This is a genomic window from Achromobacter veterisilvae (assembly GCF_037619525.1).
GTDB lineage: Bacteria > Pseudomonadota > Gammaproteobacteria > Burkholderiales > Burkholderiaceae_B > Achromobacter > Achromobacter veterisilvae.
Window position 1 is genome coordinate 6,071,350 of record NZ_CP148753.1, and the last position, 11,741, is coordinate 6,083,090.

13 protein-coding genes are annotated in these 11,741 nt (G+C 67.7%); 12 read left to right on the top strand and 1 reads right to left on the bottom strand.

Going from position 1 to position 11,741, the window contains the following annotated elements; genetic code table 11:
* Positions 1-3 precede the first annotated feature (3 nt).
* The 9 genes from WHX56_RS28245 to WHX56_RS28285 all read left to right on the top strand — a co-directional run bounded on the left by WHX56_RS28245 (position 4) and on the right by WHX56_RS28285 (position 7,688).
* Positions 4-1,224, top strand: coding sequence for a CaiB/BaiF CoA transferase family protein (locus tag WHX56_RS28245; protein ID WP_129246050.1), 1,221 nt, complete (start codon positions 4-6; stop codon positions 1,222-1,224).
* A 248-nt stretch (positions 1,225-1,472) separates the two neighbouring features.
* A complete protein-coding gene (gene yajC / locus WHX56_RS28250; protein WP_013395762.1) occupies positions 1,473-1,814 on the top strand; it encodes a preprotein translocase subunit YajC in 342 nt (113 codons plus the stop codon).
* A 127-nt stretch (positions 1,815-1,941) separates the two neighbouring features.
* Positions 1,942-3,822, top strand: a complete 1,881-nt coding sequence (secD, locus tag WHX56_RS28255) for a protein translocase subunit SecD (RefSeq protein WP_129246048.1) — start codon at positions 1,942-1,944, stop codon at positions 3,820-3,822.
* A 53-nt stretch (positions 3,823-3,875) separates the two neighbouring features.
* Positions 3,876-4,811, top strand: a complete 936-nt coding sequence (gene secF, locus WHX56_RS28260) for a protein translocase subunit SecF (protein ID WP_129246046.1) — start codon at positions 3,876-3,878, stop codon at positions 4,809-4,811.
* Positions 4,812-4,925: 114 nt separating this feature from the next.
* On the top strand, positions 4,926-5,240 hold the full coding sequence (locus WHX56_RS28265; protein WP_338879606.1) for a metalloregulator ArsR/SmtB family transcription factor: 315 nt from the start codon (positions 4,926-4,928) through the stop codon (positions 5,238-5,240).
* Entirely contained in the window at positions 5,237-5,596 is a 360-nt protein-coding gene (locus WHX56_RS28270) for an SRPBCC family protein (protein ID WP_287752716.1), read from the top strand. Before WHX56_RS28265 ends, WHX56_RS28270 begins: the two co-directional genes overlap by 4 nt.
* 42 nt (positions 5,597-5,638) lie before the next feature.
* Complete coding sequence (locus WHX56_RS28275; RefSeq protein WP_129246040.1) at positions 5,639-6,244, top strand: ATP-dependent Clp protease proteolytic subunit; 606 nt, start codon at positions 5,639-5,641, stop codon at positions 6,242-6,244.
* A gap of 30 nt (positions 6,245-6,274) precedes the next feature.
* Positions 6,275-6,952: a VOC family protein gene (locus WHX56_RS28280; protein WP_287752717.1), complete on the top strand. Its 678-nt coding sequence runs from the start codon at positions 6,275-6,277 to the stop codon at positions 6,950-6,952.
* 46 nt (positions 6,953-6,998) lie between these two features.
* Positions 6,999-7,688 carry an alanyl-tRNA editing protein gene (locus tag WHX56_RS28285; RefSeq protein ID WP_338879607.1) on the top strand — a complete coding sequence of 230 codons (690 nt, stop codon included), beginning with the start codon at positions 6,999-7,001 and terminating at the stop codon, positions 7,686-7,688.
* A 98-nt stretch (positions 7,689-7,786) separates the two neighbouring features.
* Here the strand turns inward: WHX56_RS28285 and WHX56_RS28290 are convergent, their stop codons facing one another.
* Positions 7,787-8,569, bottom strand: a complete 783-nt coding sequence (locus tag WHX56_RS28290) for a phosphatase PAP2 family protein (RefSeq protein ID WP_338879608.1) — start codon at positions 8,567-8,569, stop codon at positions 7,787-7,789.
* Positions 8,570-8,739: 170 nt separating this feature from the next.
* Between WHX56_RS28290 and miaB the strand changes: the two genes are divergently transcribed.
* Genes miaB through ybeY form a run of 3 tightly spaced genes read left to right on the top strand, consistent with a single transcriptional unit; the run spans position 8,740 to position 11,659 of the window.
* Positions 8,740-10,173, top strand: a complete 1,434-nt coding sequence (gene miaB / locus WHX56_RS28295) for a tRNA (N6-isopentenyl adenosine(37)-C2)-methylthiotransferase MiaB (RefSeq protein ID WP_338879609.1) — start codon at positions 8,740-8,742, stop codon at positions 10,171-10,173.
* The gene (locus WHX56_RS28300) at positions 10,170-11,189 is read left to right on the top strand and encodes a PhoH family protein (protein WP_129246030.1); all 1,020 of its coding nucleotides are present in this window, start codon (positions 10,170-10,172) and stop codon (positions 11,187-11,189) included. Before miaB ends, WHX56_RS28300 begins: the two co-directional genes overlap by 4 nt.
* Entirely contained in the window at positions 11,186-11,659 is a 474-nt protein-coding gene (gene ybeY, locus WHX56_RS28305; RefSeq protein ID WP_129246028.1) for an rRNA maturation RNase YbeY, read from the top strand. The genes WHX56_RS28300 and ybeY overlap by 4 nt, the downstream gene beginning before the upstream one ends.
* Positions 11,660-11,741 lie beyond the last annotated feature (82 nt).

Sequence of the window (11,741 nt, forward strand, 5' to 3'; positions counted from 1 at the left end):
ACCATGTCTCCCCGCATCCTCGAAGGGGTCAAGGTCCTGGACCTGACCCGCGTGATCGCCGGTCCGCTGTGCACGCAGATCCTGGCCGACATGGGCGCCATCGTCTACAAGATAGAACGACCCGGCGAAGGCGACGACACCCGGCGCATGGGGCCTTTCCTGCCCGACGCCCATGGAGACGACAGCAACGACTCCGCCCTCTACCTGGCCTACAACCGAGGCAAGCGTTCCGTCACCATAGACATCTCCACGCCCGAAGGAGCCGCGTTGGCGCGCGACCTGGCCATGCGCTGCGACATCGTCATGGAAAACTACAAAGTCGGCACCCTGGCCAAGTATGGGCTGGACTACGCCACGTTGGCCGAACGCAAGCCCGGCCTGGTCTATTGCTCGCTGACCGGCTTCGGCCAGAACGGCCCCTACGCGCAGCGCGCGGCCTACGACTTCATCCTGCAAGGGCTGGCGGGGGTCATGAGCACCTGCGGCCACGCGGACGACGCCCCCGGCGGCGGTCCCATGCGCACGGCGATCCCCATCACGGATGTCGTCACCGGCCTGTATGCGGCCATCGCCATCCTGGGCGCCCTGCTGCACCAGCGCCGCACCGGCACGGGCCAGTACGTGGATACCTCCATGCTGGACGCCTCGGTCGCGCTGAGCGGCCATCTGGCGGTGGGCTATCTCATGACCGGACGGCTGCCGGCCAGGCAGGGCAACACCAATCCCATCGCGGCGCCGTCCGAAGTCTTCGCCTGTGTCGACGGCCGCATGATCCTGGCTGCCGGAAACAACGCGCAGTTCCACGCCCTGTGCGAAGTGCTGGACCGGCAGGATCTGGCAGCCGACCCGCGCTTCGCCAGCAATGCCTCTCGGGTCGCCCACCGGACCGAGCTGCGCGACCTGCTGGCGCCGCTTCTGGCCGCGCGCCGGCGCGCCGATCTGTTTCCCCTGTTCGACCGGGCCGGCGTGCCCGCGGGGCCGATCAACGACCTGGCCCAGGTGTTCGAGGACCCACAGGCGCGGCATCGGCGGCTCGCCCTGTCCGTGCCCCACGGCCGCGGCTGCGGCACCCCCACTCTGCGCAGCCCCCTGGACTTTTCGGCCACCCCGGTGCGCTACGGCCCGGCCCCCATGCTGAGCCAGCACAGCACCGAAGTCCTCCGTGACGAACTGGGCCTGGAGCCGGCCCGCCTGGAGGAATTGCGCGCCCGCGCTATCATTTGAGCACTGAAGCCGAAAGCCGGGGCTCCATCCCCGGTAGCGGCCCCCGGCGCCGCCATGCAACAATCCACCGGTTTCCCTCCCCCGCCGCCCCAGGCGGCGCGAGCGTTGGCCGGCGCGCTTCCGGGGTTTCTTGCGTCGAGCATAACCTCGCTACAATAGTCGGCTTGCCCTATCCATGGCTCGCGCGGGGATGGGCGCATAAAAACATAGACATAAACACCCAAACAGACTAACCGCAGGAGAATTCAATGTCCGTTATCGATACCGCCAGCCTCGTCGTGGCCCAGGCCGCCCCTGAAGGCAACGCGCTGATGGGCATGCTGCCCATCATCCTGATGTTCGTGATCCTCTATTTCCTGATGATCCGTCCCCAGATGAAGCGCCAGAAGGAACACCGCAATCTGATCGCCGCCCTGGCCAAGGGCGACGAAGTGGTCACCGCCGGCGGCATGCTCGGCAAGGTCACCAAGGTCAACGACAGCTACGTCACCGTCGAAGTCTCCGAACTGGCCGACAAGCCCGTCGAAGTGATCATGCAGAAGTCCTCGGTCTCGACCGTGCTGCCCAAGGGAACCATCAAGGCCCTGTAAGCGTCCCACAGGAGCCCTATCGGGCTCTTCGTTCCTTTAGCGGGAACAGGCCCCAGGCACCTCCCGCCGCCCGCCGCGCTTGCCGCCCGGGCGGCCCTTTCATCACTCTCACATGAAGTAGCCGGCAATGAACCGCTATCCTCTCTGGAAGTACATTACGGTCCTGATCGCGGTCATCATTGGCCTGCTGTACACGCTTCCCAATTTCTACGGCGAATCCCCCGCCGTCCAGGTTTCCAGCGCCAAGGCCACCGTCAAGGTCGACAACGCCATGCTGGGCCGGGTCGACCAGGTCCTGGCGGACGCCAAGATCCCCAACGAGGGGGTCTACTACGAACAGAACGGCACGCTCGGCACCGTCCGCGTGCGCTTCGCGTCGACCGACCTGCAATTGCAGGCCCGCGACCTCATCGACAAATCCCTCAACACCGTCGCCGGCGACCCGCACTACACGGTCGCGCTGAACCTGCTGCCCGCTTCGCCCGCCTGGATGCGCGCGCTGGGCTGGTTCGCGCCCAAGCCCATGTACCTGGGCCTGGACCTGCGCGGCGGCGTGCACTTCCTGCTGCAGGTGGACATGCAGGGCGCCCTGACCGCCCGCTACGACTCCCTGGCCGCCGACGTGCGCTCGGTGCTGCGCGACCAGAAGATCAACGTGGCCGGCGTCGAACGCTCGGGCCTGGGCGTCGCCGCCACCTTCGCCAACACGGCCGACCGCGACCGCGCCATCTCGACCCTGCGCAGCCGCCTGCCCGACCTGGAGTTCACCGAACGCGAGGAAAACAGCAAGCCCGTGCTGATCGGCGCCCTGAACCCGGCCGCCGTCACCCGCGTGCAGGATTCCGCGCTGAAGCAGAACATCAATACGCTGCACAACCGCATCAACGAACTGGGCGTGGCCGAACCGGTCATCCAGCAGCAAGGCGGCGACCGCATCGTGGTCCAGTTGCCCGGCGTGCAGGACGTGGCCAAGGCCAAGGAACTGCTGGGCCGCACCGCCACACTGGAAATCCGCATGGTCGACGACACCCCCGCCGCGCAGGCCGCGCTGCTGGGCGGCACCGTGCCCTTCGGCCTCGAACGCTACAACGACCGCGACGGCCGTCCGATCCTGGTGCGCCGCCAGGTCGTCCTGACCGGCGAAAACCTGCAGGACGCCCAGCCCGGCCGCGACTCGCAGACCCAGCAGGCCGCCGTCCACCTGACGCTGGACTCCAAGGGCGCGCGCATCTTCCGCGACGTGACCCGCGACAACATCGGCAAGCGCATGGCCATCCTGCTGTTCGAAAACGGCAAGGGCGAAGTGGTCACGGCCCCGGTCATCCGCAGCGAAATCGCGGGCGGGCAGGTGCAGATCTCCGGCAGCATGGGCCCCGAGGAAGCCGCCGACACCGCGCTGCTGCTGCGCGCGGGCGCGCTGGCCGCGCCGATGTCCATCATCGAAGAACGCACCATCGGCCCGAGCCTGGGCGCCGACAACATCTCGAAGGGCTTCCATTCGACGCTGTACGGCTTCCTCGCCATCGCCGTGTTCATCATTCTGTACTACCACCTGTTCGGCGTGTTCTCGACCATCGGCCTGACGCTCAACGTGCTGCTGCTGCTGGCGCTGCTGTCCATGCTGCAGGCCACGCTGACGCTGCCGGGCATCGCGGCCATCGCGCTGACGCTGGGCATGGCCATCGACTCGAACGTGCTGATCAACGAGCGCATCCGGGAAGAACTGCGCGCGGGGGCCTCGCCGCAGCAGGCCATCCACCATGGCTTCGAGCGCGCCTGGGGCACGATCCTGGACTCGAACCTGACGACGCTGATCGTGGGCCTGGCGCTGCTGGCCTTCGGCTCGGGCCCGATCCGGGGCTTCGCCGTGGTGCACTGCCTGGGCATCCTGACCTCGATGTTCTCGTCGGTGGTGGGCGTGCGCGCGCTGGCCAACCTGTACTACGGCCGCAAGAAGAAGCTCACGACTATCTCCATCGGTGAAGTCTGGAAGCCGAAGACCAACTGAACATCCGCGCGGGCGGCATGGCCGCCCGCCACCGATAAAGCCGAAGGCGAAAAATGGAATTTTTCCGTATTCACCGCACCATCCCGTTCATGCGCCACGCGCTGGTGCTGAACATCATCAGCCTCGTCACCTTCGTGGCGGCGGTCTTCTTCATCCTCACGCGCGGCTTCCACCTGTCGATCGAATTCACCGGCGGCACGGTCATGGAAGTCAACTACGCCCAGACGGCGCAGCTTGAAAACGTGCGCGGCGTCGTCTCGAAGCTGGGCTACACCGACTTCCAGGTGCAGAACTTCGGCACCTCGCACGACGTCATGATCCGCCTGCCCCTGCAGGAAGGCCAGACCTCGGCCACCCAGAGCGAAACCGTCATGGCCGCGCTCAAGGCCGCCGATTCCGGCGTCGAACTGCGCCGCGTGGAGTTCGTGGGCCCGCAGGTGGGCCAGGAACTGCTGCACAACGGCCTGATGGCGCTGCTCGTCGTGGTCATCGGCATCATGGTGTACCTGGGCTTCCGCTTCGAATGGAAGTTCGCCGTCGCCGGCGTGATCGCCAACCTGCACGACGTGGTGATCATCCTGGGCTTCTTCGCCTTCTTCCAGTGGGAGTTCTCGCTGTCGGTGCTGGCGGGGGTGCTGGCCGTGCTGGGCTACTCCGTGAACGAATCCGTGGTCATCATGGATCGTATCCGCGAAAACTTCCGCAAGTACCGCAAGGCGGACGTGCAGGAAGTCATCAACAGCGCCATCACGCAGACGATCTCGCGGACCATCATCACCCACGGCTCGACCCAGATGATGGTGCTGGCCATGCTGTTCTTCGGCGGCCCCACCCTGCATTACTTCGCCATGGCCCTGACCATCGGCATCTGGTTCGGCATCTATTCGTCGGTGTTCGTCGCCGCGGCGCTGGCCATGTGGATGGGCGTCAAGCGCGAAGACCTGGTCAAGCCCGTCAAGAAGGAAGGCGAGGAAGGCGAAGCCGCCTGACCCTGCTTCCGCCCCCCTCGAACCCGCCGCGAAAACGGCGGGTTTTTTCATGCGCGGCCGCGGCGCGGGGCGATGCCGCTTGCCTGACACATAAGCATGCGCTAATGTATCGGCATGATCGAAAACGACATCTTCAAGGCGCTGGCCGACCCGACCCGCCGCGCAATCTTCGAGAAGCTGGCCGCCGGCAGCATGAACGCCAGCGCCTTGCGCGCGGGCATGGAAATCAGCCAGCCGGCCATGTCCCAGCACCTTGCGGTGCTGCGCAAGGCCAGGCTGGTGCGGGAAACCCGGCAGGGCCGCTACGTCAACTACCAGGTCGATCCGGACGGCCTGGCGCTCATCGCCGGATGGCTGGCGAAGTACCGCGCCTACTGGCCCGCCCGTATCGACGCCCTGGCCGCCCTGCTCAAGGACATGGACCAATGAACGACACCGCCCCCGAAGGCCAGCCGCAAGACATCGTGCTCGAATACGAACTGGACGCGCCTCCCGACAAAGTCTGGCGCGCCATCAGCATTCCCGAGTTCCGCGAACAGTGGCTGCCCGCCCGGGCGCTGGCCTGCGCCGACCCCGTGGACGCGACGCCCGCCCAGGAAGTCCGCTACCGCATGCGGGACGACGAGCCGCCCTTTCTCGAAAGCCTGGTGACGTTCCAGCTCCGGCCCGCCGAGGGCGGCGGCACCGTGCTCCGGATCATCCATGCGCTGGACGACGCGCGGCTGGAACGCCGCGGACGCGCCGCCGCGAACGACGCCGGCCCCTTCCTCATGCGCGCGGCCTGACCCGGGCCCCGCGCGAAGCATCCGCAACACAGGAGATCGTCCATGCAGGACGTCATGCAATACGTGCCGATGGTGGTCGAGCAGTCGGGCCGGGGAGAACGGTCCTTCGACATCTATTCGCGGCTGCTGCGCGACCGCATCATTTTCCTCAACGGCGAAGTCAACGACGCCGTGTCGGCGCTGGTCTGCGCGCAGCTCCTGTTCCTGGAGTCCGAAAACCCCACCAAGCCGATCTATCTGTACATCAACTCGCCCGGCGGCGTCATCACCAGCGGCCTGGCGATGTACGACACCATGCAGTACATCACGTGTCCGGTGCACACACTGTGCATGGGAACCGCCCGCTCCATGGGCTCGTTCCTGCTGATGGCGGGCGAACCCGGCGAGCGGTGCGCGCTGGCGAACGCCAGCCTGCACGTCCACCAGCCGCTGGGCGGCTTCCAGGGCCAGGCGTCGGACATCCTCATCCACGCCGAGGAAATGCAGCGGACCAAGGACCGGGTGATCCGGGTCTACGCGCAGCACTGCGGGCGCAGCTACGAGGAGGTCGAGCGCACGCTGGACCGCGACCGCTACATGACCGCGGAAGAAGCGCTGGAATGGGGGCTGATAGACCGGGTCCTGAAACGGCGCGATCTCGATGGCTGAGGCGGCCCGCTGGGCTACCATAGCCACACCATGAAACTCGTCATCGATCACCTCGTCATCGCCGCCGCCGACCTCGACAGCGGCACCGACTACGTCGCCGGGCTCCTCGGCATCGCGCCCGCCGGCGGCGGCGCCCATCCGCGCATGGGCACCCACAACCGGGTGCTGGGCCTGGCCGGCGGCATCTACCTGGAAGTCATCGCCATCGACCCGGACGCCGACGCGCCCGAGCGGCCGCGCTGGTTCGGGCTGGACCAGGGCGACGTGCGCGCCCGGCTGGAACAGGGCCCCTACCTGGCCCACTGGGCCGCCCGCGTGGAAGCGCCGCTGGACCTGACGCGCATGCAGGCCGAGCATCCGCAACGCCTTCCCCCCGCCATCCCCATGTCGCGCGGCGCGCTGCGCTGGCGGCTGACGGTGCCGGACGACGGCAGCCTGCCCGCCTGGCGCGAGGCCGGCCACGCCGCCGGCGACGGCCTGCTGCCCACGCTGATCCAGTGGGACGTGCCGGACTACCCCGGGGTAAGCCTGCCGCGCCAGAACCTGACGCTCAGGGAGCTGTCCGGCAGCCATCCCCAGGCGGGGCTGCTGCGCCAGGGCCTGGCCTGGCTGGGCGCCGACCACCTGATCCGCCTGGAACAGGCCGACGGCCCGCCGCGCCTCGGCGCGCAGATAGAAACGGCGCAGGGCGTGAAGATCCTGGCCTGAACGGCCCGGTCCTTTCCCCGCCCCCCAACGATCCGGAGACCCATCCATGCCCGCCCCCCGCAAGCGATTCGACGAAGACCCCTATCTGGACCGGTGCGACGCCACCGTGGTGGCCGTGGGCCCCGAAGGCATCGAACTGGACGAAACCGTCTGCTACGCGCGCAGCGGCGGACAGGCGGGCGACAGCGGCACGCTGACGCTGGCCGACGGACGCGTGCTGCCCCTGGCGGACACGCGGTACGCCGACGACCGCCAGCGCATCCTGCACGTGCCGGACGGCGACGCGCTACCCCAGGTGGGCGAGCGCGTGTCGGTGGCCATCGACTGGCCGCGGCGCCATCGGCTCATGCGCCTGCACACCTGTCTGCACTTGCTGGGTTCGCTGGTGCCCGCGCCCGTGACCGGCTGCAATATCTCGCCCGACTCCGCGCGCATCGACTTCGACCTGCCCGAATCCACGCTGGACAAGGCCGACCTGACCGAACGCCTGAACGCGCTGATCGGCGCCAGCATCGGCGTCAGCGTCGACTGCATCACGCCCGAGCAACTGGCGGCGCAGCCCGACCTGGTGCGCACGGTGGGCGCCACGCCGCCGGCCGGCACCGCCAGCATCCGCATCGTCGAGATCCCGGGCGTGGACCGCCAGCCCTGCGGCGGCACGGGGAACCCAACCTTCCGCGTGTCTGACACCCGAGGAGATGGACGCCGCCGTACTCGGGCGCTGGCGGGTGTCTGACACCGGCCGTATCTGTATCTGGACGGCCGTTCAAAGTCAGCCGGTGTCAGACACCCGGGAAGACTGTTTCGTGGTCGAAAGATCGTCTCATACGGGTGTCAGACACGCGGAAGGTTGGGTTTACTCCACCACCTCCAAGGCGCCCGCAACGGCCACTGGTACTTGCCGTCCAGCACCCTCGGCGCCAGCACGTGGCCGACCAGCACCGCGATGCCGGCGGCCGTCATCACGTCGGACAGGTAGTGGTCCAGGTTGACCAGCCGGCTGACGGCCACCAGCGCCGCCAGCAGCAGGAACACCCAGCGCCAGCGCGGCGCCAGGATGCCCAGCACCACCGCCACGGCGAATGCCGCGTAAGTATGGCTGGACGGGAAGGAATTGAAGAGCTGGGAACGCGAAAACGATTCGCCCAGCCCGTAGATGCCTTTTTCGAAGAAGAGCTCGGGCCGCGCCCGCGCCACCGAGCGCTTGAGCACCAGCACGATGAGCCCGCCCACCGCCATGGTGGCAAGCATCAGCAGGCTGCCCCGCGCCATGCTGGCATAGCTCATGCGCACGGGGTTGCGCCAGCCGCGCGCCAGTCCGACCAGCCCGATGACATAGAAGGCCAGCGCCATGAAGATATAGTGGCCGCTTTCGCCCATTTCGCCGACCCATTCGAACGAGGCGTCCACGGGCTCCGTCACCGACCGCTGGATCCAGACGGCCAGCGGCAGGTCTATCCACAGCGCGCAGGCGCCGGCGGCCAGCGCCAGCGCGCAGCCCAGCAGCAGCCAGACCAGCGGCGAAAACGGGTTGCGGAAGCGCTCGGCGGCGGGCGCGCCCGGGGCGGCATCGACCGCGGGAGCGGCTACCGGAGGCGTCAAGGGGTTGGATGTCATCGGTGCCGCTTTCTGGGAAATGAGAAATATTACTGGAGTCTGATATCGGTGCGCCCGCTATCGTAACGGCCGCGGGGCGCCAGACCAAGAAACAAATTCCACGCAAGGGTTAAAATTCGGCCTTTCCCATCTTTCTGCCCCCGGGATCTACACCCGTCACGGCGACCATCATGCAAGAAATCTCCCTCAAGCGCGCGGACGCTCCGCGCGACGGCGCGAACGCCGCCCCCCCGGCCGCCGGCACCGGCTCCCCCCGCAAGCTGTACATCCGCACCTTCGGGTGCCAGATGAACGAGTACGACTCGGACAAGATGGCCGACGTGCTGCGCGGCGACCAGGGGCTGGAACTGACCAACGACCCCGAAGAGGCCGACGTCATCCTGTTCAACACCTGTTCGGTGCGCGAGAAGGCGCAGGAAAAAGTCTTCTCCGACCTGGGCCGGGTACAGCACCTGAAGAAAACCAATCCCAACCTGGTGATCGGCGTGGGCGGCTGCGTGGCCAGCCAGGAAGGCGAGGCGATCGTCAAGCGCGCGCCCTACGTGGACGTGGTATTCGGCCCGCAGACGCTGCACCGCCTGCCCGAGCTGATCCAGCGCCGCCGCGAAGAAGGCCGCTCGCAGGTGGACATCAGCTTCCCCGAGATCGAAAAATTCGACAACATGCCGCCCCCGCGCGTGGACGGCGCCACGGCCTTCGTCTCGATCATGGAAGGCTGCAGCAAGTACTGTAGCTTCTGTGTGGTGCCCTACACCCGCGGCGAGGAAGTCTCGCGCCCCTTCGACGACGTGCTGGTCGAAGTGGCCGACCTGGCCGACCAGGGCGTGAAGGAAGTGACGCTGCTGGGCCAGAACGTGAACGCCTACCGCGGCCGCATGAGCGACACGGACGAGATCGCCGACTTCGCCATGCTGCTGGAATACGTGCACGAAATCCCCGGCATCGAACGCATCCGCTACACCACCTCGCACCCCAAGGAAATGACCCAGCGCATGGTGGACGCCTACGCCCGCCTGCCCAAGCTGGTGTCGTTCCTGCACCTGCCGGTGCAGGCCGGCAGCGACCGGGTGCTGGCCGCCATGAAGCGCGGCTACACCACGCTGGAGTTCAAGTCCGTCGTGCGGCGCCTGCGCGCCGCCCGCCCCGACCTGACCCTGTCGTCCGATTTCATCGTCGGCTTCCCCGGCGAAACCGAGGAAGATTTCGAGAAAACGATGAAGCTGATCGAGGACGTCGGTTTCGACACCTCGTTCTCGTTCGTGTATTCGCGCCGTCCGGGCACGCCCGCGGCCGACCTGCACGACGACACGCCGCAGGACGTGAAGCTGCGCCGCCTGCAGCGCCTGCAGGCGCTGATCAACGAGCAGGCGGCCGCCATCGCCCGCAACATGATCGGCACGCGCCAGCGCCTGCTGGTCGAAGGCCCCTCGCGCCGCGACCCGAACGAACTGATGGGTCGCACCGAGAACAACCGCATCGTGAACTTCGCCGCGCCCGCGCGGCTCATCGGACAAATGGTCGACGTCATCATCACCGAAGCGCACACCAATTCGCTGCGCGCGCGGGTGGCCGGCGTGGACCGCGTTTCCCCAGAGGCCGAATGACCACATCCCGCTCCCGCGCCCGCCGCAGCATGCCCGCCATCGTCGTCCTGGACGGCGACAACACCCACCTGTCCAACCTCTGCGGCCCGCTGGACGAAAACCTGCGCCAGTTGGCCGACGGCATGAACGTCAAGCTGTCGCGACGCGGCAGCCGGGTCACCATCGAAGGCGAACTGGCCGAACTGGCCGCCCGGGTGCTGCGCCGCTTCCACGAACAGGCCGTGCACCGCGCCCTGTCGGTCGACGACATCCAGTTGGGGCTCGTCGAGATCGGCGTCGGCCGGCAGGAAGAGACACTGAAGGAAGAGCAGGCCCAGGAGATGGACCCGCTGCCGGCCCTGGACGACGAAAGCGACGGCATCGCCCTGCGCACCAAGCGCAGCGACCTGCGTCCGCGCACGCCCCGCCAGCGCGACTACCTGAACAACATCCTCAAGCACGACATCACGTTCGGCGTCGGCCCCGCCGGCACCGGCAAGACCTGGCTGGCCGTGGCCTGCGCCATCGACGCGATGGAGCGCGACACCGTGCAGCGCCTGGTGCTGACCCGTCCGGCGGTCGAGGCCGGCGAGCGCCTGGGCTTTTTGCCCGGCGACCTGGCGCAGAAGGTGGATCCGTATCTGCGGCCGCTGTACGACGCGCTGTACGACCTGATGGGCTTCGAGAAAGTGCAGCGCCTGTTCGAAAAACAGACGATCGAGATCGCGCCGCTGGCCTACATGCGCGGCCGCACGCTGAACCACGCCTTCGTCATCCTCGACGAAGCGCAGAACACCACCCCGGAACAGATGAAAATGTTCCTGACCCGGATCGGCTTCGGCAGCAAAGCCGTCATCACCGGCGACCCGTCCCAGGTGGACCTGCCGCGCGGCCAGGACAGCGGCCTGGCGCATGCGGTGAAGGTGCTGCACGACGTGCAGGGCATCGCCACCACCCGATTCACCAGCCGCGACGTGGTGCGCCATCCCCTGGTCGCCCGGATCGTCGACGCCTACGACCGCGCCGCCGAAGAATGAAGCCTGACCTGTCCCTGTCCGTCCAGTACGGGGTGGAAGAAGCCCGCCTGCCCCGCTGGCGCCTGCGCCGGTGGGCGGAACGCGCCCTGGCCGCGGCGGCGGAAGACGGCCTGGTCGGCTTCTCGGCCGCCGAACTCAGCCTGCGCCTGGTCGGCGCGGCCGAAGGCCGGCGCCTGAACCGCGATTTCCGCGGCCGCGACTACGCCACCAACGTGCTGACGTTCGAATACGGCGTGGACCCGCTGGGCGTGGCGCGCGGCGACATCGTGATGTGCGTGCCGGTGCTGGTGCGCGAGGCGCGCGAACAGCGCAAGGCGCTGCTGGACCATGCCGCGCACCTGACCATCCACGGCGTGCTGCACTCGCTGGGCTACGACCACATCAAGGCCCGCGACGCCCGCCGCATGGAAACGCTGGAGACCGCGACGCTCGCCGCCATGGGCATCGCGGACCCCTACGTGGCGCCCTGACAGCCCCTGCGCGGGGCGCTTTTGCCCTTGGCGTGGCCCGCCGGCAAAAAAGCCGAAAATTGACGCCCAGCAAGGCGCAGAT

Bases quoted from the DNA above. Each gene is read 5' to 3' on its own strand.
- WHX56_RS28300 (WP_129246030.1), top strand. From the start codon at position 10,170: ATGACCACATCCCGCTCCCGCGCCCGCCGCAGCATGCCCGCCATCGTC.
- secD (WP_129246048.1), top strand. From the start codon at position 1,942: ATGAACCGCTATCCTCTCTGGAAGTACATTACGGTCCTGATCGCGGTC.
- WHX56_RS28245 (WP_129246050.1), top strand. From the start codon at position 4: ATGTCTCCCCGCATCCTCGAAGGGGTCAAGGTCCTGGACCTGACCCGC.
- WHX56_RS28265 (WP_338879606.1), top strand. From the start codon at position 4,926: ATGATCGAAAACGACATCTTCAAGGCGCTGGCCGACCCGACCCGCCGC.
- yajC (WP_013395762.1), top strand. From the start codon at position 1,473: ATGTCCGTTATCGATACCGCCAGCCTCGTCGTGGCCCAGGCCGCCCCT.
- WHX56_RS28285 (WP_338879607.1), top strand. From the start codon at position 6,999: ATGCCCGCCCCCCGCAAGCGATTCGACGAAGACCCCTATCTGGACCGG.
- miaB (WP_338879609.1), top strand. From the start codon at position 8,740: ATGCAAGAAATCTCCCTCAAGCGCGCGGACGCTCCGCGCGACGGCGCG.
- WHX56_RS28270 (WP_287752716.1), top strand. From the start codon at position 5,237: ATGAACGACACCGCCCCCGAAGGCCAGCCGCAAGACATCGTGCTCGAA.
- ybeY (WP_129246028.1), top strand. From the start codon at position 11,186: ATGAAGCCTGACCTGTCCCTGTCCGTCCAGTACGGGGTGGAAGAAGCC.
- WHX56_RS28275 (WP_129246040.1), top strand. From the start codon at position 5,639: ATGCAGGACGTCATGCAATACGTGCCGATGGTGGTCGAGCAGTCGGGC.
- WHX56_RS28290 (WP_338879608.1), bottom strand. From the start codon at position 8,569: ATGACATCCAACCCCTTGACGCCTCCGGTAGCCGCTCCCGCGGTCGAT.
- WHX56_RS28280 (WP_287752717.1), top strand. From the start codon at position 6,275: ATGAAACTCGTCATCGATCACCTCGTCATCGCCGCCGCCGACCTCGAC.
- secF (WP_129246046.1), top strand. From the start codon at position 3,876: ATGGAATTTTTCCGTATTCACCGCACCATCCCGTTCATGCGCCACGCG.